This is a genomic window from Legionella qingyii (assembly GCF_003990155.1).
GTDB classification, from domain to species: Bacteria; Pseudomonadota; Gammaproteobacteria; order Legionellales; family Legionellaceae; genus Legionella; species Legionella qingyii.
The window spans coordinates 229,603-250,045 of record NZ_RZGX01000004.1 but is presented as its reverse complement, the minus strand read 5'-3'; the positions used below and the strand labels follow the sequence as shown (position 1 = coordinate 250,045).

Here is a 20,443-nt window from a genome sequence, read left to right as displayed (position 1 = left end):
AACCACCTGATTCCATCTCGAACTCAGAAGTGAAACGAGCCCGCGCCAATGATAGTGTGAGGTCTCCTCATGTGAAAGTAGGTCATCGCCAGGGTTTTATTCTTGAAAAGCGGCTTTACGGCCGCTTTTTTTTCTTAAAAAAGCGCTCATTTTTGCGTCGTTGATATTTCGTTTAGTACTGATTTGTATGCTAAGTCAGATATGTATATTTTTTCTTTGAATGCCCAAGAAGAAATTTCTATTAGCGCTTCGATATTGAAAATTCTTCCGAATCAGGATGCAAATTACTGTTTACAATTTGGGGCTAAGGGAGTAATTGAACCGTTAACCCACTTAAGTATTATATTAGATCTAAATCAGGTCCCCTTGATTAATAAATTGTCAGTGTCTTGTGTTTGGTTTGAGTGCTGTCGAGAAATTTCATTATTCTAAAGAAGATAATCTATCGTTACCATTATATTTTCTCCTTATGTAGGTTAACGGTTCTATTATTTCCTTAGCCCCGAGATGAAGAAGTGGATATTTAGTTTGAAAATACAAACTAGCTGAAGGAATGATTGATTTGGTAATAATTATGCAAACTGATGAATTAAGTTTCATTCAGGCAAGAGCTAAAAATAATTCAAAAAAAGCTGAAGAAGTGCATTTGCTGATGGTTTAATTAAGGAACGAGGGCCGTAATTTTGAGAATGAACGATAAGCAAGTTGCTTTAATCACCGGAGCAGCATTTGGGATTGGTAAAGAAGCAGCAATTGAGTTTGCTAGAAATAATATTTCAGTTGTTATCGCCGATATTTCAGAAAAAGGCGAAGAAACGAGAGATTTTATTATTCAAAATGGTGGAAGCGCTGCTTATTTCAAATGTGATGTTAGTCAATATTGCGATCATCAATCTCTTATAAATAATGTTATCAAGGTCTATGGTCAATTAGATTATGCATTTAATAATGCCGGCATTGAACAAAAACCCGAAAAAATAGCTGATGTTACTGAAGAAACTTGGGAAAAACTGATTAATATTAATCTAAAAGGCGTCTGGCTTGCTTAAGGGATGCTTCCTGAGCCCCTTCATTTAAACTCATTTCATTATCGCCATGACGGAAAAAATGGAACCTAGGGGGGCAGGCTCTGGCCTATTAATCTTGTGCTATTAATCTTTGTTCTGGACAGCCGAAAGAGTCGGGCATGGGCCCGACATGAATTTTAATTGAGTATGAAATCCATTCTTTGCAGATAACTTGAATCAGATTCCTCGTTTCTTTTTTGCAAAAAGGATTGTGAAGCGTTATTTCCATTGCCAAAAAAAGAAAGTGAAGATTCTGCAACTCTTGGACTGGGCGTATCCTCTCTCATTGGTACCAATTCTGGAACTTCCGGACGAGTATCTGATGCTTCATGGCTACTTGTATAATCATCAAAATTATCATCGCTAAACCACCGATTTGTCAGTCTCTTCCTGACAGAAATAGCTGCTGGTTCCGCTTGAGTTTTAGGCGCGTCTTCATGGATGCTTTGGTTTTTAGTGTCAATTGCAGCTGGATTGAGTGAGGTTACTTGATCTAGATTATCTAATTGTTCTGCAAAATTAGATGGAGTTGCCCAAGGATCATTGATCAGAGATTTACCTCCTGCCTCTAATAAGTGTCCTGTAAGCGTAACACAGTTATATACTTCTGTATGTTTTGGATTTCCTAATAAAATGCGGTGGATAAAGTCAGAAGCTTTTACTCCGGGTAGAAGTTGGTAACACACTTCGCCTGTATCAAATCCATTTTTTATCCGAGTAAACTCATTTATCATTTTTTGTTTATCAAGCCCATGTACTACAAATACTTTATCAGGTTGTAAAGGTACAATCTCAAAGGGCTCCATTAGATTTGCAAAATCCTCTGTTGGTCTAATTGCTTCTTGCAGGCAATCATCTTCTAGTTTTGTCGCTGAAGTGGCTTTTAATGGCCATATTGACGTAAGTCCTCCAGCAGGGGTTGATTTGGGCCAGATACTCAAATAATGTCCTGGATTATCGCTAAATTTCATTGAAACATGGCCAAGGCTATTCAATCCAGTGGACCAAACAAAAATGGTGACTGAATCATCCTCCTGCGGATTTTCTAATTGGATTGGTTTTGTATAGGTGTTTTCCTTTTTACTGCGCATAAAGGATTCCTCCCTTTATTGGTTATTTAAACAGCAAACCAAATTAATGCTGTTGATGCGAAGAACATCTTAGTTAAATGGATTGTATGGAACAATGGAATTGGTTACAAGGCATGCCTTAATGAAAACGATTAAAGACATCTACTAGCACAAAACATAACGCCCTCTAAAGGGCGTCAGATTTTAATTGAGCCATATAAGCCTTTTAATTCACCATGGAATCGTATCTTGAACAGTAGTCCAAATCAGATTCTTCTTCCCTTTGTGCAGTAATCGATTCTGTACTAAAAAAGGACTCAGAGCATTCTGAAGCTTTTGGAGAAGTTCTATCCTCATTGCGAAACTCTAAATCAGATGTTGATTCTTGTTCTGTTGATGATATTTCTACCTGCACTTCTACTTCTACTTTCTCAGGCTCATCGGTAAACCCACTATGATGAGAGGACCAATCATAATTGTAGTTACAAGAGCTTTGAGCCGTTGGCTCTGTGCTGTATTGAGTTTCGTTCGGAGTAAAAAAGCCTATTACCGAATTAAACATGCGTGTAAACAAACCAGGATTTTCCTCAGTAGAGATCGTTTGACTTTGTTCTGGAACTTCTTCGATACATTCCAAACTTTGCTCTTTAGCTGAATCTGTTTTTGCTATATTTTCACATAGGGAAGCAAAATGACTATTAATGCTGGATGGGGTAGGAAAGGACATTATGCCAGAGGGCCTCTTCATACCACCTGCTTCTAGGATTCTACTCACTGCTTCGGCACAATTAATTACTTCAACAGTTGAAATTTCATACTCCATGAGATTTCTATCACACACCTTAAGGCCTAGCAACATATTGGTGGTTGAAGTATTACTGTTCAAAATTGCGGTTGTAGTTTGTGTTATTGAGCACGGTGTTAAGCTAAAGGAAGCGCGGCCTGAATTCATTAATTCGTATAAGTTTTCTATCTCTTCCATAGCCGCATCCATATTCTCTATTTTGTCAGTAATATCGTAAGTAGCATGAATAGGACTGTCCGAGCTAGATGGGGAACTATGATTTACTGCTTTAGTAGGAAAAACGTACATCGATGAAATTGCAAGTGGTGTTAGTACAGATAACTTATCATTTGGATAAACACTAATCACGCGTGTTCTACCCTCATGAGTAGCTTCTATTGAAACATGGCCGGTACCACCCACTTCGGGATGCTTGTGATAATTTACCACTATTTTTGAAGTAGTTTGGACACTTTCGATTTCATTTTTAGTTTGCATAATACACCATGATTCTCTGCTGAGCACAATGTATTATAAATGATCAAAATTAAGGGGGTATTAAGTGTTATCGCTCATATTCGAATCGCGAATTGCCTCAAATTAAAATTGTTACCAAACGCAAGGGGCGAATAAGTATGACAATCTTTATCTATATCATGTATTTCGGATTCATTTAATGAGGACTATACTTGTTTTATAGAATACAGAACCGATAAAATTAATATCAAAAGTTATGAGGAAATTTCATTTAGTAGAGGACAAAACGCCAACTCATGCTAATTTAGCTCGCTTTTTGAAAGCCGAGGGATGGAAGCCAAGCAAGTTTTCTGCGCTGGCGTCGGTGAATGAGGAATGGCTCCATTTTTCACCGCTGATTAGCCAAACCTTGGAGTATAAGCATCTGCTTGCCGCTTTTCTACAAGCAAATCAGCTTGACTATTTGATGCCGGAGACTTTTTATATCGATGATGAGATTTGGCCTAGTGTTTTGACGAATATCAGTAACTCACATCCTGCCAACACGCCTTGGATATTAAAACCATCCATGTTAAATAATGGACAACATATTCATATATTTCATGACTTAAACGCCATTGAGGCACATTTTCTTTCTCATCAGCGCATGGGAGGCCCCCAAGTTTTGCAACGTTATATTGTTAAACCTCAATTAATTCAGGGACCCATCTTTGGGCATAAATTTTCAATTCGAGAGTTGGTCGTGGTATCTACACATGTTGGTTCAGCCCTTTTTCCTAGCGGCTATTTGAATATTGCATTAAAACCTTATCAAGAAGATAATTTCAACCTACTGGAAGCTCATCTTACCAATGAACATCTGAGTGATGAACGGCTGAATGTAGTGCAACGCTTAAGCGATGAGATAGCAATTTTTCAACCCTACAAGATGAATATTATTTCCATCTGCCAACTTTTGGTCAATGCATTGAAAAATCAATTTGCCACTGTTTGGGAAGATAGCCAACCTCGAATTGCTTGTTTTGGTTTTGATTTTATGGTTGAAGCAGAGGGGAATAAACTTTGGCTGCTAGAAGTAAATCATGGACCTTGTTTTCCTGTTGATGATTCACATCCTTTATTTAATTGTTTGTATCGTCCTTTTTGGCAACAATTAATCAAACAGTTTATTGATAGGGAACCGTCAGATTTTATTGCATTGGATTAAGGCAATCACCATACAGACAAGAGCCCCTTAAAGAGGCTCAGTAAGAAGAAAAAACATAAGTTTGTCCATTAACATCCACCAAACAATAATCACTTAAAAAAGATCACGAGTAAAAGACTCATAATCAAAATAACAGATCAAAATATATTGTTACTGTTGCTGATGAATAAACAGATTTTTTTCAAGCTCAATGTCCTTATCACTGATTTTATTTCCACACCCCTCATTAATTGATTTTATTTAATTCAACTTGATTTGTTGTGCTACACTTAAAGAATGTTTTTATAAATAGGAACGAACTACAAGATCTTTCTTAATTATTTCAAGCTTGTTATAGAATTGAAAAAAATACTTCTGGCTGTTGCAAAAATAAAGATGTTCAATCATCGTTAAAGTGACCTCAAAAGTTCAAAAAAAATCTAGTCTATTTCAAATGGTTTCATGTTTATGGTGAGGTGTGATCCTCCATTATTCGAGACTTTATTTTTAATTCAAGAGAACGTGAGGCATTATGATTTCTCAAATCGCTTTTTTATTAAACCAAGTATTAGAAAATCAATATTCAACTTCAAACAAGTACATAGGGCAAAAAGAAATTACCCCTACTGATCAAATAGATATAGAAATCAAAAAACTAACCCAGGCCGATCCCAAATTAAGCAAAGATGTGATTAAGCTGGCTTTAAGAGCCTATAAAAAAGCTTTTGCGCAAGGCAAAGTTAAAAACACAATGTTAACTATTATCGACTTCTCTGTCCCATCCAATCAACATCGAATGTGGATTTTTGATATGCAGAAGGATACGTTAGTCCTTAAAACCTATGTTGCACATGGTCAGAATTCAGGAAACGGCCCTGTCCCCTATAAGTTTTCTAACGAAATAAGTGGTAAGCAATCAAGCCTCGGAACCTATATTACCGAAGGGACATACATTGGCCATAATGGTTATTCTTTAAACCTTGATGGCTTGGAAGAAGACTTAAACTCTAATGCTTACAAGCGACGGGTTGTAGTGCATGGGGCGTGGTATGTGGAACCCTCCTATATCAAAGAGGCTGGTCGTGCTGGATGTTCATGGGGCTGTCCTGCGGTTGCTGCAAGTCAGGCAAAATCCATAATCAATACTATAAAAGACGGATCAGTATTATTCGCCTATTTTCCAGATAGCTATTTTCTAAGTCACTCCAAATATGCCTTATGAGATGGGATTTAACAATTGATAGAATGTTCGTATTTTGGCGCAGATACACTCTGGTAACTCACCAGTTTATGAACTTGCTCAGATTGGAAAGCCTGCCATTAAGTAGGCATTTTCCGGATAGCAAACAAATCATCAATTATCTTATGGATGACGTAGGCACGGTGTTTACGAGCCAGGCATTTACCATGTCTATTCTGTTTTATTTGTCGATTAGCGAATTGTCTTAAAGGTTGTGTACGCATCTTCCTATCCGCAAAAATGTATTAAAAAATAAACGTCCTGTATATTGTTTAGTGTTAGTCGAACGGTTCACTCTCTTGAAACCCGGCTAAAGCCGTAACGCTCGAATAAGGGGAACAAATGAATCGTTGTAAGGCAAACGATCTTACCTGTACTGCTATAGTTTTTTGGGTGGTTTTTTCTCCTCGGATTATACACAAAGTAAATCGATGGTATTACCCAAAATTGGTGATCTTTTTTAATCACGTTAATGCACTTATACATAATAACAATAAATTACATGATAGCTGGATTTGTTTTTAACAATTATTTTATTGTTCGCTCTCATAAAAAACAGTTAGATGTTTTTTCTTTCATTGTATGATGATAAAATCCCTCACTTTTTATTAGCCAAAATAAATCATTATGTACAATAAAATTGATAGAGATGTAAGGAAATGGTTGCCTGCAAATGTGCAACCAGAGTTTGTTGAAAAAGTAAGTTTACAAGTAGTGTTCGAAAGACAGGAACGTGTTCTTAAAAATCCAAACTCTTATATTGACTATGGATACAGTTTTCCTGGGGTAAACCTTACCAAGCAGCTTTGCTTGGAGTCAGTTCGGGAATTTTATACTACACAAGGAATAAGACCCGTCGTTGCTGATTTGGGTGCTGGGTTTGGCACCATGACTTGGAAATTACTAGCAGCTGGCGCCCAAGTTGATGCTTTTGAAAAGCAAGTTCCTACTGCGAAAGAATTACAAAAGCGCCTCAATAGCATGGATAAGGAGTTATGGAGTGGTGAGGATCTAGAAGATATTCTTAGAGTCTACGCAAAAAATGCTCTTTCAGAGTTGGAAAATCCCGAATTTGAAAATCGTTATGATGTTATTTGGGTCTCGCAAATGTTACATTTCCTAACTCCTGGCGAGATGAATCAGCTAATACAGCAATTTCAGAAGATTCTCAAACCTGGAGGAATGATTTTTATTGAAATGAATTCCCCAGAAACATTCCAAAGCTTGGATCCGCTCAAATTAATCGAGCATTCTGTGGAAAACGCCAAGAAATTAAAATTTGAATATCCTGGATTTGTATGTGTTAATGCCGCTACATTAATTAACCGTAATACCTCCCAGATAGATGGTAAGATGGTTGTATCTGTATTTGATCAGGAACAAATGGTGGAAAAATCCATACCGATTGAGGGAAATGCCTATGGTTTGGGCTATATAGGTCATCCTGATAGCCATGATAATGAGCAGTATCTAGACCAATTCATGAAACCTGGATATCAATATTCAGTTAATCGTTTTTATCAGACGGCCAATTGGTTTGATGATGAAATTGCATTAGATGTTTTCGAAAAGGCTGGCTTTGAAACCGCTTGTTACTACTATGGCTCTGATGGGCAAAAATACTATACAAAATCCACGCTCAATGATAATGATGCTTTTGCCTTATCCATTTTTCTAAAAAAATCATCGCAGCTGGAGTTGGATGAAAAGCCAAAAGAGTTATCTGTAGTGTTAAAGTATGGAATTTTTAAAGCAAACCATCATGAATATCTTTTGGTTGAGGCGAAGCAATTTTGTAGGGACGATGCGCAATACGAATCGCTTTTAAAGGCTATTGAAAATAAGGATTATGCGCTAGCATTACGCAAAGCATCAGCTGGGGCCTGTCTTCCTCTTGTCCGATTACTGTTGAAATTTAGTAAAAAGTTGGCTTTTGATATAAATCAACCTTCCCCCTCTAATGGTTGGACAGCATTAGATTGGATCAGTAATACGGATGATAGGAACGTTCCGAATAAGAAAGAGATTATTGGTATTTTAGAACGATATGGTGCGCTTACAAATGATGCTTTGCAGTCATTAAGTACAACATCGGAAACTTTATAAACCATAAATCTCAATGTGAACTTATCTTGCCCATGCTCTGCGTGGGCAAGACTAGACGGCAATCGGTGCTTTAATTTACTCTTTTTCTTTGGTTCCTAGGATTGCACTTACCGTATTCTGGTAATGAAGAAATTTTGCCAAAGGCTTTGTTAAAAGGAGTACGTCTTTTCCTAGTTGCCTTAACTGGCCAACCTGAGAGGTTCGTCCATGATTGAGTAGGAAATCATGTTCAACTTGATACAATAACTCCCCCAGGTCCAACTCCGAAGAGTGATACTAATCTATGATAAGCATGAATTTCTGTATTTCTATTTTTTAAAAAGAATTATTTTTTAAGCACAGAGCGTAATCAAGCAGCGGCTCAAAATAAAAAGTAAAAATAGTGCGAGTCAAGACTGTTTTTTTATTTTTTATTTGTATAAGATAGCTGGGTTTAAATTCTTTTCCTCATCCTTTTTCTGTGGATATCTTTCTTATCAAATTATAAACGATTAATCAGTAAAATATTAAAAACCTTACCGTGTCTGAATTATATCAATTTTAAATTCCTTAATTTCATTTAAGTTATGCACATTTTCTGTGGATAAGTCTGTTTATAGTCTGTCAAACTCCTTGTAGAATTTAGAAGTTAATCAGATGATTCATCATTTACCAAGGTGCCTTTTCATTCATGCACAAGAAAAATAAAGCGGTACTACACTTTAAATAAACAGTGAGTATATGATGTGTGGCCGATTTGCTTATGTAGCTTCTTATGACAAGTTAAAATACCAATTTCATCTATCCAATTCGATTGAAATTGCCCCTCGATTTAATATTGCCCCAGGGGCTGAGGTGGTATGTCTTGTAGAAACGAATGCCCATGAAATTCAAAGCGTGTTATTGCGATGGGGGCTTATCCCTTCTTGGGCTAGAGACCGAACAAAAATTGGAAGTCTCATCAATGCACGTGCAGACACCCTTTTTGAAAAACCGGCCTTTCGTCAGCTAGTGAAATCCAAGCGTTGTTTAATGCCCATGAGCGGGTTTTATGAATGGCATCAGGAAGGAGAGGTAAAACAACCATATTTTTTTCAAAAAAAGAACCGTGATTTGTTGGCCGTTGCTGCTCTTTGGGACACCTGGCAACACAATAGCGAAGTGATTCATACGTGTTGCCTTATTACAACGGATGCCAATCCACTCATGGAGTCAGTGCATCATCGGATGCCTGTTATTTTAGATGAAGAGGCCCAAGCTATTTGGTTAAATAACTCCCAATATGACAAAGAGCAATTAATGGCGTTGATGAAACCTTATCCTTATGAGGATTTGGAAGGGTATCGAGTCACTACTTTAGTGAATAAGGCTGACTTTGATTATCCATTGGCAATGGAACCATTATCCAAATAAAAAAATTTGAAAGAAAATTTTCTTATTACTCTCTAAGACTTAGTATCATTTCTGTCTGTGTAGCTTTTAGGAGGGATTTACAGCTTATTTTTCCTTGTCTATGATATTTGTACGCAAATCAAAAAAAGAGTCATTATGTCACCACGAGGCGGAAAAAGAGCAGGGGCAGGGCGTCCTAGGGGGGAGCCTACCAAAGCAGTTCGTATTTCCCTATCTCAGCTTGCTGAATTAGAGCAACTCAAGAATCGTAAGATTTACCAATTGCCGGTATTCGCAAGTAAAATACAAGCTGGATTTCCTTCACCTGCCGATGATTACATAGAAGGATATCTCGATTTAAATACCAAATTCATTAAACATCCCTCAGCTACATTCGTTTTGCAAGCTACTGGGGATTCGATGGTGGATGCGGGTATTTTTTCAGGTGATTGGCTTTTAGTGGATAGAAGCATAGAACCTTCTGATGGACGAATTGTAATAGCGGCGGTCAATGGTGAACTTACCGTAAAACGCCTTTCCAAAACAAGAGGGAGGGTACAATTACTTCCTGCCAATCCTAAGTTTAACCCCATTGATATTACGGAGGAGGATGAAATGGTGATTTGGGGGGTAGTGACTTTAGTTCTTCATGAGCTTGCCTAACATGTTTGCCCTAGTTGACTGCAATAATTTTTATGCGAGCTGCGAACGATTGTTTCGTCCTGACTTAAAAGATGTTCCCATCGTGGTTTTATCCAATAACGATGGATGTTGCATTGCGCGCTCGAATGAGGCCAAGGCATTAGGAATTGCTATGGGTGAGCCTTATTTTAAAATTAAAGATTTGTGCAAACAGCATGGAGTAAAGGCCTTTTCCTCGAATTACACCCTTTATGGCAACATCAGTCATCGAGTGATGTGTACTATTGAAGAAAGTTGGCCGCATTTGGAAATCTATTCCATTGATGAAGCCTTTCTTGATTTAAGTAGCTTACCGGCCTATAGCCATGATTCCTTTTGTAAGCAGCTACAGAAGAAAATCCTAAAGCACACAGGAATACCTACCTCTATAGGGATTGGACCCACTAAAACATTAGCGAAGGCGGCCAATTATCTTTCTAAAAAGGTCTTTAAGATACCGGTATTTAATATCACATCAAATCGTGAGCAATTATTAAAGCAAATTTCAGTAGGGGAGGTATGGGGGGTAGGGCGGCAATGGGAAAATAAATTAATCGCACGAGGTATTCATACTGCCTATGATTTGGCAATGACCAATCCTCATCTTTTGAAGAAGAGTTTTAATGTTGTTTTGATGCGTACCGCGCTTGAGCTTCAAGGAATTGCCTGTGGTGCTTTAGAAGACGTCGAGCCGAAACAAAATATCATGTCATCCAAAAGTTTTGGGCAGATGCAAACACAACGTTCCTCGATTGCTGAATCAGTAAGTAGTCATTGTGCACGTGCGGTGGAGAAAATGCGTCACCAAGATTTGTTGGCGCAACGCATTGCTGTTTTTGTACATACCAATCGGTTTCGTGAGGATTTGGCCCAGCATTTTCAATCCATAGAATTTCGATTGATTAATCCAACGGATGATTTGCGATTAATTACTAAAATCGCCAAGCGATGTCTTCATCGTATTTTTAAACCAGGATATTACTATAAAAAAGCAGGAGTAAGTCTTCTTGATTTGACTCCTAAGAATCCACGACAATTGGACATCTTTGATCAGCCGAGCGATGAGTATTTACATCATACGGAGCAATTGATGAGTGTGTTGGATCAAATCAATCAAAAGTATGGAAGAAGCACGATTCGACTCGCAGCTGAAGGATATTCAAAACCTTGGGCTATGCGAGCAGAGCTTAAATCACCTGCTTATACCACGCGATGGTCTGATGTTCCTCAAGTTCGTTTGTATTGAAAGGATGTATAATGAATGAACTAAAGAGGAGCCCAATAAGAAAAATTATTCATATTGATATGGATTGTTTTTATGCCGCAATCGAAATGCGCGATTTTCCTGAGCTTGCCAATAAACCCATCGCGGTAGGAGGGGCTGCTGATCGAAGAGGGGTTATTGCTACGTGCAATTATGCGGCACGAGCTTATGGGGTACGTTCAGCCATGCCCACAGCACAAGCACTAAAGTTATGTCGCCACCTCATCTTACGGCCTGTCCGCATGGAAGTTTATCGAAGCGAAAGTCAATACATTAGGGCCTTATTCGAAGAGTATACCGATTTGATTGAACCTTTATCTTTGGATGAGGCCTATCTTGACGTGACGAATTCTACCAATTGTAAAGGGAGTGCGACCTGGATGGCACAAGAAATTCGCGAGCGAATTTATCAGACACGACAATTGACTGCGAGTGCAGGAATTGCGCCAAATAAAAGCTTGGCAAAAATTGCCAGTGATTGGCATAAACCCAATGGGCAAAAGGTGATTAAGCCAGAAGAAGTGGCTTCATTTATGATTGATTTACCGGTGCGCAAATTATTTGGTGTGGGTCCTAAAATGGAAGAAAAACTAAACTCTTTGAATATTAAAACATGTGGCGATGTACAACGCCATTCAGTGGACTATTTATTTAATGAGTTTGGCGTTATGGGGCAGAGACTTTATGATTTAGCCCGTGGAGTTGATGAGCGTCCAGTTAATCCTGAGCGTATTCGAAAATCAATAAGTGTTGAAGAAACCTATTTACACGATTTACTCGATGTAGAATCTTGTTTTGCTGCGCTACCCGAATTAATGGTTCGTCTTGAAACACGAATCCAACGTGCGGGAGACATTTTCGGGATACACACTCTTTTTGTTAAATTAAAATTTAATGATTTTCAGCAAACCACTGTTGAATGTGTGCATGATCATCTCGATGTAAATATTTTATGCCAACTTATCCATGAAGGATTTTTGAGAAAACGTATGCCAGTAAGATTGTTAGGCATAGGAATCAAATTGAAGCAGGAGAGGATCCATGAGGGAATTCAACTCGAATTAAACTTAGATGAGAGTCAATTAGATAATTAGGATTTATTGGTTATTTCAAATTTCATAATCTCTTTATTCCAATAATTGAGCATTCCTGTATTGCTCATCCCGCATTTGATTAATACATTTTGTGACGAGGTATTTCCAGGATGTACTACAGCAATTAGTTTTTGTAAGTTGAGCTTTTGAAATGCAAATTGAATTAGAGATGTGGTAATTTCTGTGGCGTACCCGTTTCCCCAGTATTTAGGTAATAAAGCATAAGCGAGTTCAACCTCGGGTTGATTGTCGTCATAATTGAGGTGGATCAGACCTGCTCGACCGATAAATTCATGTGAGTTTTTAGTATAAACCGAGCCTAAACTAAATTGATGTTTATGATAATGATGAATTGCTTTTTCTAATCCAAGCTTCACTTCATTTTTGTCACGTACCCCATTACCTATAAAACTCATTACTTCAGAATTTGATTGGAGTTGATACAGATTATCAAAATCATTAAGCGTTGGTTCCTGAATAATTAGCCTGGATGTAGTGAATAATACATTCATTGGATTTTCAAGAACCATGATTTCTCCTATTCGATTGTATATCAGTACACATGTTGGCAATGAGGATGTATATTCTATCCTCTCATCTTGATGCACTTTATTTACTTGATTTATGAAGGTGTTACCTCCTCCTTTTAAATTCAATTTAGAGCCTGATAATTCAGGAAAACATTGAGTTGAAGTAACTGAGGTTTCAAGCATTTCAATACCAAAATTTAAGTAATGAATGGTTCGAATCTCACTATTTACCAGCCCTTGTATGCTATGTAAATAAGTAGTTATCAAAATCTTTAATTTCCTGATATTGAATTTTAATTCCAATAGATGTGGCATAGTCTCTTAGTTTTTTTCCAAATCATTGATAATCACTTTAGAAGGAATACTATCAAGAACATCTCCAAAGCAATTACTTCTATCCATTCCTGAAAAGGAATTTTGTTCAACATACATTGCGTGATTGCGAATAGGAACCTCATATTTTTGAAACATGAGAATTTCCTTTTCTGGAAACTGTAGTTTTAATTGTATTGCACCTAAAAGACCAATTGTCAATACACCCTCTAGAGTAGAGTGAATCCGAGATAAAAAGATTTGGTTATTCTCCTGATTTTGAGCAAAATCACTAAAATGATGACCGGCATTAAGGCCTTTCATTTAGCACAAGCAACCTTATCATGGGTTCAGATACACCACATACTGAGAAAAAAATCAGTGGCAACTAGAAAATATGACTCTTGTTGAACAATTCTATGAGTTAGCTGCTTAGCTACCCACAAAATAACTGCAATTACCAGCGGGAAAAATTTTTGCGACAAAACCATTCAAAAAACCAATGTTTCAAAATTGTAAAGCCTATGAAAAAATATCGTTAATTAATAGTTTGTTAATCATATTATCTTAAAATGCAATTGTTGGGCATAGTGATTATTTGGAGTTCATATTATGAAGAGTAATAAAGAGAAAACAATACAAGATGAAAAAATGGTAAAGGCTAGTACTGATTATCATATAGCTTCTTTCGTAAAAGAGACGAATCAAAAAAATGGACCAGGTCACGTATCAGTTGCAACTGTGAAACAACAAGAAGGAAAAACCAAGATAAATCATACAAGCTTCTTCCCCGGAGCAGTAGGCTCCCTTGTGAATGCAGTCACTTTTGGATCAGTACCGGTTGGGGGGCAGCTTGCTAATGATTATAAAGAAGACCTCGAAGAAGCTGATCATGTTTTTATCAAAAAATGCAGGCCAGAGGAATATAAAAATGGGGTACAAGCCCAGAAAAAATTCGAAGATGACGTTAAGAGTGGATCGCGCTATTACGCTGTTTTTGGTATTATAAATCCACTTTCTTCTCCTGTTGCTGCAGCTTATAGTGCTTATCAAAGCTCTCAATTAAGTAGAAAGAAATTTGAACAAACAAATGGGAATGCACCAAAAGAGGATATGTGCGGAATTGAAGTATATGACAACGACAGTCATGTTCAAAAAAAGATCGAGGTAGATAACTGTTGCAGTTCATCCACTCATATCTGTAACGCGGCTGGAGTTTCTGTATCGAACCCTCTCGTACCAACTTTTTTTCCCACGGAACTCAGACAGCAAGGATTTGAGAAAATCGATAAGGAAGAATTCAAATCTAGGTTTGTAAACAATAACAAAAAATAACTTTAGTTAGATGCTGATCTATTCGCCATTCAAGCTAAACAGCCCAAAATGGCGAATGCTATATACTAAAAAATGAATTAGGCGCCAAACAAACCATTATTGAAATCATGGTCCTTTATTTAAGGAGTCAGATAGTCCATTTGGCGATATGCCCCAAGGCAATTTTGATTTGACGATATGCTTACCACCACTATCCAAAATATCGCTAACCAGCACACTGCAATTCGTGGTTTGATTATCGCTCTCTGCATATTTTGATGAGAGCCTCCTATTTATTTCTACGTCAATTGGGTCCTGATTAATGAAAGAGGGCATATCCTTGAAAAATCCATTTAGATTTATGTTAGGGAATAGCTGATAACTTGTTTTACCTGTTTGAACAGTATCTTCAATTTTATGAATATGATTTAACATTGCTTCTGTATCGAGATTTTCTATTTTAAATGTTTGATCGGGAGGTAATGGTTCGGGGTTTTCTGTAGATAAATTAGGTCTGGAATCGAAATCATTAATATTACTTTTACCTCGGGAAATCGCTTCAGACTCCATATCCTCTGCTAGTGTCGTAGCAAGATGCGCAGGTAAGGGCAAAACAACAGTTGGACCCATCGAAGGAATACTATTGGGATGAATACTTATATACTCTCCCGGATCTTCTTCATTCATTTTGGGTTTGGAACCGCCTATTTGGATAGCTGCATGACCAGGACCTTGTGCAGTCATATTCCAAATATAGACCCAGGTACTTTGACTTTCTTTATAATTTGATGTTTCTTTTTGCTGTTTAAGGTGGGTAATATCAGAAACGCCATCATTACTTTCAGCCTTTTTAAAAGCTGACTTTAACCATTCAAACATACTGTTACCTCCGTTATATGATGACTAGACATCGCGGTTCTGTCTCACAATCGAGTTATTGTCCGCGAGTTTATGCTGTAAGTCCATAGGCCTGTTCAAAAATAGTTTGGTTGACGGATTGGTTATGCTGTTTTAGCTGAATCCTTGCTAGCGTGACGTGGTCCAACAGATTTTGACAACCGGTGAAGAGATAATGTCCTTAACTGGATAAACTAATGGCAGTAAGAAAGAAATATTCAAACGAATTTAAACTTGATGCAGTAAGTCTGTTATAAGATCAGGGCTATGGTTGTGTCATCTAGTAGATCTAAATCATTGGCAAATTTCTTCATATAGATCGCGCCAAGGGCAATCCACTCGCATGCGATACACCATGGCCTCATAGAAGAATTGGTATGGTTGGAGAGCTATATTTCTTTATACTGTAGGTCCATTCTATATTAATTTAATGGTTTTTGATTTTATATTGATTGAATTGTTTGATTTTGGTACAATATATCCAATTTCGAGTGGGCTTCAGGATTCAACCTGAATTGAAACTTGAAATACAACGACTTATCTTCTCCCCTAAGGATAGTTGGAGAACTGATTATTCTAGTTTTAATAAATAAACGGGTTTGTCGCTGAGATAAAGGTCAGGAATAAATAAATTCAGGTTTGTTTACTCCTTAAGATTTTAATTCAGTGATAAAACGACTCGTTTTAATCCATCAAGTCTTACTTTATCTCCTGTTAAAACAAATTCCACTGCTCGTGCAGCAGTAATTTTAAATTTTTTCTAAGGAGTATTGACTATGGCAATAATGAAACATGAATCAATAAAACCATCCCCTACGGTTGAAGGAATGAGCAGTGCTTGGCTCACCATTCGCGTTGTAAATAATGATGTATACCAATTCAATATGGGGTTAAATGAAATTTCAGCTGTTGTTGATACTTATGTTTCTATCGAGGAATTTAGTAAAAATCCATTTCAAGCTATTGAACAGGCGATTAATCAACAGTCCAAAATCAGCCCCGTTTTATTTACTAAAAAAATGGAACGTACCAGTGCCTGTGGCCAAGAACAAACTTCTGTATCCATGGATATATATCTTGCGACTTATATAGTAGAGGTTCAGTTTCCGTCATCTACTGTGAACAGCGCAAAGAAAAAGGAACGTACAGTTTATGAAAACGCATTTGAATTACCCAAAGGAATCCAAATTCAATCCAACCAGATAAAACGTATGGTTCTCGATGTATTGGGATTAGAGCGTCATTTAATTGTTGCTCTTAACAAAACAAGTAAAAATTTGGAACGACATGAAATTTGTCTTTTCAAAGAAAATGACACCTGGTTTTATCGCTTATCTGGAGAAGAGCAAGCCTATATATTACCTAATATATTTGAGGAATCTTATCAACGATCCATCTATGATAGTTTAGATGTGTATGCAAGGAAGTTACCCGTTCGTACACCTCAATGGATAGATCTATGTAACGGAAAATATGGAGAATTGGCTATGGCACTTACCCTGGAAGTATTCAAGGTGATGGCTTCTGCAGGGCATATTCCCAAGGATTTCGGACTGGATTATCATTTCCCCTTGGTGTTAGACCGGACTGATCCTACCAATCTGGCAATGATGTTAATACAAGGTTCCATGCAGCAAGAATCTAACTTATCCAAATTGCCTGCAGACCTAATCAATAGAATTTTTGCAGACTCTGTTGATAAAAAACCAGAAGAGGTCAGCGCTTACATAAACAAAGTAAATGAATCCGTTAAGAATATCTATACTGCTAGTATTGCCCCCCAACTGATTTGCAAAGGAAGCTGGAACAATACTCCAAGCATCAGTATTTCTTGTCCCAATGATCCAACACTTATTGATAAATTTTATCAATCGAGCCTGCAGTCTTTCCACCACATGGTGAATCTTGATCCGAAAAATCATCAAATTATCATGAAATGCTCCAAAGGCCTTGGCGATCAGGGTGTTTATTTAGCCAATGAGGGACATGAACTGGCTATTGCTTTTGCATCTCAGGAAGAACGTGACAGCTGGGCTGAATTAATGGGTTTTCAGCATGATTATTACAATCAAGGAATTGGAATCTGGGCTGATCATCCTCAATGCATCTACTTCACGAGCAGGTTTTTCCTGATTCAGGAATTAAAACAATACATTCAGGAAAAATACCAAAAAACGGAAGCCATCGTGCAAGCACTTGATACCCTCTCAGCTGAACCTAGCAGCATTCTTACGAGATTCAGTCTCTTTGTGCAGCAATTTTATAGTAATGAACAAGAGGAAATGAAATCAAACCTGAAATGCTGCAACCAGCAAATTTTAGCTGCAAAACTATTAATTGATGTTCTAAATAATAAAAGTGATGTTGACGGGTTAAGGGAGAAATATCCTGCTTATGTTTCAATCATGGAACACGATGAAGTGCTTCATGGTATTCTGGCGCAAATTGAGGAGAACAGTTCTGCACCACAACCAATGTAACATACACACACTGATTGAGTTTAATTCAGCCATATTAATCCATAATATGGCTGAATCAATAATGATCAAAAGCGTTTTTGGCTTCGTTTTATAGATATAAATTTAAATGAATACGGCGAGCAGCAAGTCCAATAAGAGCAATAACACAAAAGCACGCCCCCATATAAAATGTAAAAGAAGGGTTTGAGTATTCCCACAAAAATCCAGCAAGCATACTCGCCACGAGCATCATTAACCCACTTGCTAAATTAAAAAAACCATAAGCTGTTCCACGCAAATCTATAGGTGAGGCGTCAGCTACCATAGCTGCCAATAAACCTTGAGTCATACCCATGTGAATCCCCCAAAGAGAAGCACCTACCATAACAGCTGTCCATTGATTTATTGCAAGCAGTATATCGGCAACAATTAAAACCATTATGCCTATCATTAACAGTTTAGAATGGCTCATGTGATCAGCCAGCTTTCCGAATGGATAGGCAGAAATAGCATAAGTGAAATTCATGATAACCATGATAAAAGGTGCTGCAGAAATTGGCATTCCAACATTCATTGCGCGTAGCACTAGAAACGCTTCACTAAAACGAGCAAGGGTGAAAATTGCTCCAATTGCAACAAGCCACCAATAAGCCCTACCTAAGCGAGATAAATTTTGGCGTTGAAGTGGATTGAAGCGCTTCTCATTCTCCTTATGTATTTTGGGTTCGGTTACCCCAAAAATAAGTATTAAAACAGATAAGATTCCAGGAATGACCGCAACCCAGAATACAGCTCGGAAATTATTTGCAAAAAATAAAATCAATCCGGTTGCTAACAAAGGGCCGAGTACAGCACCTATTGTATCCAGTGCCTGGCGCAGCCCAAAGGAGCTGCCCCTTAGTTGATAAGGTGCAATATCAGCAACCAGTGCATCTCGAGGAGCGCCTCTGATTCCTTTTCCTATTCTATCGAATACCCGGGCAAATAAAACAACGCCACTAGTCGGTGACAATGCAAAAAGTGGTTTTGATAAAGCACCCAATGTATAACCAATAACAGCGAGAGTTTTCCGTTGGCCTAAATAATCACTCAATACACCTGAAAAAATTTTCACAATCAGGGCAGTGGATTCTCCTAGCCCCTCAATTACTCCAATTGCAAAAGTGCTTGCACCTAAAGTAGTAGTTAAAAACAATGGCAGTAAGCTATGAATAATTTCTGATGAAATATCCATTAGCATACTGACAAATCCTAAAATCCAGATGCTTATCGGTATTTTTGATACAATTGAATTTGACTTATTGTTCATGGTGGGTTCTTAGTTTCAATTTTCGATTATTTATTTATACATTCAGCGATAAATAAATGTCTATTTTTACTCAATTTTTTTGCCGAACGACTTTCATAATCAAATCACATTATTGAAAACATTAGCGGATAAATCATTATACAAATTTTTCAAGGAATGATTTTTACTTTTTGGTTGATAATCTACTAATTTGTTCCACTACTTTGGGCTCATTAATACCTCGACTAATCAGTTGATCTTTGTCCTTGATAATTGTTACTTGATAAACGGACTTCAAGTTGCAACTTTTTGAGATAGAGATAGAATAATCATTAATTTGATCAAATGGATTTATTTTGTTACAATTGGCGTTAATTTCGAGTTGGCTTCTGGCTTCAATCTGAATCGAAACTTGAAATACAACGACTTATCTTCTCCCCTAAGGATAGTTGGAGAACTGATTATCTAGTTTTAATGAATAAACGGGTTTGTCGCTGAGATAAAGGTCAGGAATAAATAAATTCAGGTTTGTTTAGTCCTTAAGATTTTAATTCAGTGATAAAACGACTCGTTTTAATCCATCAAGTCTTACTTTATCTCCTGTTAAAACAAGTTCCGCTGCTCTTGAAGTAGTAGTTTTAAATTTTTTTTAGGAGTATTGACCATGGCAATAATGAAACATGAATCAATAAAGCCATCCCCGGCTGTTGAGGGAATGAGCAGTGGCTGGATCACCATTCGCGTTGTAAATAATGATGTATACCATTACCAGATGCAGAAAAAAGAAATGTCACCTACTATTGATATTTTTGTTTCTGTCGAGGAATTTAATGAAAATCCATATCAGGCTATTGAAATAGCGATTAATGAACAGTCTAAAATCTGCCCCGTTTTATTTACTAAAAAAATGGAACGTACCAGTACCTGTGGTCAGGAAGCAACGTCTGTATTCTTTGATAGTAATCTTGCGACTTATATAGTAGAGGTCCAATTTCCATCCTCTACTGTGAACGGTGCAAAAAAAGCGGAAGGTACCGTTTATGAAAACGCCTTTGAATTACCCCAAGGAAGTCAAATTCAATCTGACCAGATGAAACGTATGGTGCTCGATGTATTGAGCTTGGAGCGTCATTTAATCGTTTCTTTGCACAAAACAAGTAAAAATTTGGAACGCCATGAAATTTGTCTTTTCAAAGAAAATGACAGCTGGTTTTATTGCCTCCCTGGGGAAGATCAAGCTCATATAGTACCAGATGTAATTTTGAAATTTAATGAGTGATACATTTATAAGATTCTAAATATC

The 20,443-nt window shown here is 37.3% G+C and carries 18 protein-coding genes, 1 rRNA gene and 1 pseudogene; 12 read left to right on the top strand and 8 right to left on the bottom strand.

Annotated elements, in window-relative coordinates; genetic code table 11:
• Positions 1 to 94 (top strand): 5S ribosomal RNA (gene rrf / locus ELY20_RS04675); the annotation flags it as partial.
• Positions 95 to 689: 595 nt separating this feature from the next.
• On the top strand, positions 690 to 1,049 hold the full coding sequence (locus ELY20_RS04670) for an SDR family NAD(P)-dependent oxidoreductase (protein ID WP_110141356.1): 360 nt from the start codon (positions 690 to 692) through the stop codon (positions 1,047 to 1,049).
• Between the two features lie 155 nt (positions 1,050 to 1,204).
• Here the strand turns inward: ELY20_RS04670 and ELY20_RS04665 are convergent, their stop codons facing one another.
• Positions 1,205 to 2,158, bottom strand: a complete 954-nt coding sequence (locus tag ELY20_RS04665) for a hypothetical protein (RefSeq protein WP_110141357.1) — start codon at positions 2,156 to 2,158, stop codon at positions 1,205 to 1,207.
• A 205-nt stretch (positions 2,159 to 2,363) separates the two neighbouring features.
• Positions 2,364 to 3,419 carry a hypothetical protein gene (locus ELY20_RS04660; protein ID WP_110141358.1) on the bottom strand — a complete coding sequence of 352 codons (1,056 nt, stop codon included), beginning with the start codon at positions 3,417 to 3,419 and terminating at the stop codon, positions 2,364 to 2,366.
• Positions 3,420 to 3,654: 235 nt separating this feature from the next.
• Here ELY20_RS04660 and ELY20_RS04655 point away from each other — a divergent pair, with 235 nt between their 5' ends.
• A complete protein-coding gene (locus ELY20_RS04655; protein ID WP_110141359.1) occupies positions 3,655 to 4,605 on the top strand; it encodes an ATP-grasp domain-containing protein in 951 nt (316 codons plus the stop codon).
• Positions 4,606 to 5,116: 511 nt separating this feature from the next.
• Positions 5,117 to 5,806: a murein L,D-transpeptidase catalytic domain family protein gene (locus tag ELY20_RS04650; RefSeq protein ID WP_110141360.1), complete on the top strand. Its 690-nt coding sequence runs from the start codon at positions 5,117 to 5,119 to the stop codon at positions 5,804 to 5,806.
• A gap of 101 nt (positions 5,807 to 5,907) precedes the next feature.
• Here the strand turns inward: ELY20_RS04650 and ELY20_RS16960 are convergent.
• Positions 5,908 to 6,048: pseudogene (locus ELY20_RS16960) on the bottom strand (integrase); the annotation flags it as partial.
• A gap of 403 nt (positions 6,049 to 6,451) precedes the next feature.
• Between ELY20_RS16960 and ELY20_RS04640 the strand changes: the two are divergent.
• On the top strand, positions 6,452 to 7,930 hold the full coding sequence (locus ELY20_RS04640) for a class I SAM-dependent methyltransferase (RefSeq protein WP_110141361.1): 1,479 nt from the start codon (positions 6,452 to 6,454) through the stop codon (positions 7,928 to 7,930).
• Positions 7,931 to 8,005: 75 nt separating this feature from the next.
• Here the strand turns inward: ELY20_RS04640 and ELY20_RS16750 are convergent, their stop codons facing one another.
• The gene (locus ELY20_RS16750) at positions 8,006 to 8,173 is read right to left on the bottom strand and encodes a hypothetical protein (RefSeq protein ID WP_158618863.1); all 168 of its coding nucleotides are present in this window, start codon (positions 8,171 to 8,173) and stop codon (positions 8,006 to 8,008) included.
• Between the two features lie 480 nt (positions 8,174 to 8,653).
• Between ELY20_RS16750 and ELY20_RS04635 the strand changes: the two genes are divergently transcribed.
• The 4 genes from ELY20_RS04635 to dinB all read left to right on the top strand — a co-directional run bounded on the left by ELY20_RS04635 (position 8,654) and on the right by dinB (position 12,340).
• A complete protein-coding gene (locus tag ELY20_RS04635; protein ID WP_110141362.1) occupies positions 8,654 to 9,322 on the top strand; it encodes an SOS response-associated peptidase in 669 nt (222 codons plus the stop codon).
• 135 nt (positions 9,323 to 9,457) lie between these two features.
• Positions 9,458 to 9,964 carry a LexA family protein gene (locus tag ELY20_RS04630; RefSeq protein WP_110141363.1) on the top strand — a complete coding sequence of 169 codons (507 nt, stop codon included), beginning with the start codon at positions 9,458 to 9,460 and terminating at the stop codon, positions 9,962 to 9,964.
• The gene (locus tag ELY20_RS04625) at positions 9,951 to 11,228 is read left to right on the top strand and encodes a Y-family DNA polymerase (RefSeq protein ID WP_110141364.1); all 1,278 of its coding nucleotides are present in this window, start codon (positions 9,951 to 9,953) and stop codon (positions 11,226 to 11,228) included. Before ELY20_RS04630 ends, ELY20_RS04625 begins: the two co-directional genes overlap by 14 nt.
• A gap of 11 nt (positions 11,229 to 11,239) precedes the next feature.
• Entirely contained in the window at positions 11,240 to 12,340 is a 1,101-nt protein-coding gene (gene dinB, locus ELY20_RS04620; protein ID WP_110141365.1) for a DNA polymerase IV, read from the top strand.
• On the opposite strand, the gene ELY20_RS16955 is transcribed toward dinB, so the two are convergent.
• On the bottom strand, positions 12,337 to 13,137 hold the full coding sequence (locus ELY20_RS16955) for a GNAT family N-acetyltransferase (protein ID WP_233590490.1): 801 nt from the start codon (positions 13,135 to 13,137) through the stop codon (positions 12,337 to 12,339). The genes dinB and ELY20_RS16955 overlap by 4 nt on opposite strands.
• A gap of 54 nt (positions 13,138 to 13,191) precedes the next feature.
• Positions 13,192 to 13,506: a hypothetical protein gene (locus tag ELY20_RS04605; RefSeq protein WP_233590489.1), complete on the bottom strand. Its 315-nt coding sequence runs from the start codon at positions 13,504 to 13,506 to the stop codon at positions 13,192 to 13,194.
• 288 nt (positions 13,507 to 13,794) lie between these two features.
• Between ELY20_RS04605 and ELY20_RS04600 the strand changes: the two genes are divergently transcribed.
• Positions 13,795 to 14,517 (top strand): hypothetical protein, encoded by a 723-nt coding sequence (locus ELY20_RS04600; protein WP_110141366.1) that lies wholly within the window; start codon positions 13,795 to 13,797, stop codon positions 14,515 to 14,517.
• Between the two features lie 105 nt (positions 14,518 to 14,622).
• Here the strand turns inward: ELY20_RS04600 and ELY20_RS04595 are convergent, their stop codons facing one another.
• Positions 14,623 to 15,375: a hypothetical protein gene (locus ELY20_RS04595; RefSeq protein ID WP_110141367.1), complete on the bottom strand. Its 753-nt coding sequence runs from the start codon at positions 15,373 to 15,375 to the stop codon at positions 14,623 to 14,625.
• 794 nt (positions 15,376 to 16,169) lie between these two features.
• Between ELY20_RS04595 and ELY20_RS04590 the strand changes: the two genes are divergently transcribed.
• Positions 16,170 to 17,873, top strand: a complete 1,704-nt coding sequence (locus ELY20_RS04590; protein WP_110141368.1) for a hypothetical protein — start codon at positions 16,170 to 16,172, stop codon at positions 17,871 to 17,873.
• Positions 17,874 to 17,961: 88 nt separating this feature from the next.
• On the opposite strand, the gene ELY20_RS04585 is transcribed toward ELY20_RS04590, so the two are convergent.
• Positions 17,962 to 19,161, bottom strand: a complete 1,200-nt coding sequence (locus ELY20_RS04585) for an MFS transporter (RefSeq protein WP_110141369.1) — start codon at positions 19,159 to 19,161, stop codon at positions 17,962 to 17,964.
• A gap of 643 nt (positions 19,162 to 19,804) precedes the next feature.
• On the opposite strand from ELY20_RS04585, the gene ELY20_RS04580 reads away from it, so the two are divergent.
• Positions 19,805 to 20,419: a hypothetical protein gene (locus ELY20_RS04580; RefSeq protein ID WP_110141370.1), complete on the top strand. Its 615-nt coding sequence runs from the start codon at positions 19,805 to 19,807 to the stop codon at positions 20,417 to 20,419.
• The last annotated feature ends 24 nt before the right edge of the window (positions 20,420 to 20,443 follow it).

Excerpts from the sequence above, each read along its gene's own strand:
- ELY20_RS04670 (WP_110141356.1), top strand. The coding sequence starts at position 690 with ATGAACGATAAGCAAGTTGCTTTAATCACCGGAGCAGCATTTGGGATT.
- ELY20_RS04665 (WP_110141357.1), bottom strand. The coding sequence starts at position 2,158 with ATGCGCAGTAAAAAGGAAAACACCTATACAAAACCAATCCAATTAGAA.
- ELY20_RS04660 (WP_110141358.1), bottom strand. The coding sequence starts at position 3,419 with ATGCAAACTAAAAATGAAATCGAAAGTGTCCAAACTACTTCAAAAATA.
- ELY20_RS04655 (WP_110141359.1), top strand. The coding sequence starts at position 3,655 with ATGAGGAAATTTCATTTAGTAGAGGACAAAACGCCAACTCATGCTAAT.
- ELY20_RS04650 (WP_110141360.1), top strand. The coding sequence starts at position 5,117 with ATGATTTCTCAAATCGCTTTTTTATTAAACCAAGTATTAGAAAATCAA.
- ELY20_RS04640 (WP_110141361.1), top strand. The coding sequence starts at position 6,452 with ATGTACAATAAAATTGATAGAGATGTAAGGAAATGGTTGCCTGCAAAT.
- ELY20_RS04635 (WP_110141362.1), top strand. The coding sequence starts at position 8,654 with ATGTGTGGCCGATTTGCTTATGTAGCTTCTTATGACAAGTTAAAATAC.
- ELY20_RS04630 (WP_110141363.1), top strand. The coding sequence starts at position 9,458 with ATGTCACCACGAGGCGGAAAAAGAGCAGGGGCAGGGCGTCCTAGGGGG.
- ELY20_RS04625 (WP_110141364.1), top strand. The coding sequence starts at position 9,951 with ATGAGCTTGCCTAACATGTTTGCCCTAGTTGACTGCAATAATTTTTAT.
- dinB (WP_110141365.1), top strand. The coding sequence starts at position 11,240 with ATGAATGAACTAAAGAGGAGCCCAATAAGAAAAATTATTCATATTGAT.
- ELY20_RS04605 (WP_233590489.1), bottom strand. The coding sequence starts at position 13,506 with ATGAAAGGCCTTAATGCCGGTCATCATTTTAGTGATTTTGCTCAAAAT.
- ELY20_RS04600 (WP_110141366.1), top strand. The coding sequence starts at position 13,795 with ATGAAGAGTAATAAAGAGAAAACAATACAAGATGAAAAAATGGTAAAG.
- ELY20_RS04595 (WP_110141367.1), bottom strand. The coding sequence starts at position 15,375 with ATGTTTGAATGGTTAAAGTCAGCTTTTAAAAAGGCTGAAAGTAATGAT.
- ELY20_RS04590 (WP_110141368.1), top strand. The coding sequence starts at position 16,170 with ATGGCAATAATGAAACATGAATCAATAAAACCATCCCCTACGGTTGAA.
- ELY20_RS04585 (WP_110141369.1), bottom strand. The coding sequence starts at position 19,161 with ATGAACAATAAGTCAAATTCAATTGTATCAAAAATACCGATAAGCATC.
- ELY20_RS04580 (WP_110141370.1), top strand. The coding sequence starts at position 19,805 with ATGGCAATAATGAAACATGAATCAATAAAGCCATCCCCGGCTGTTGAG.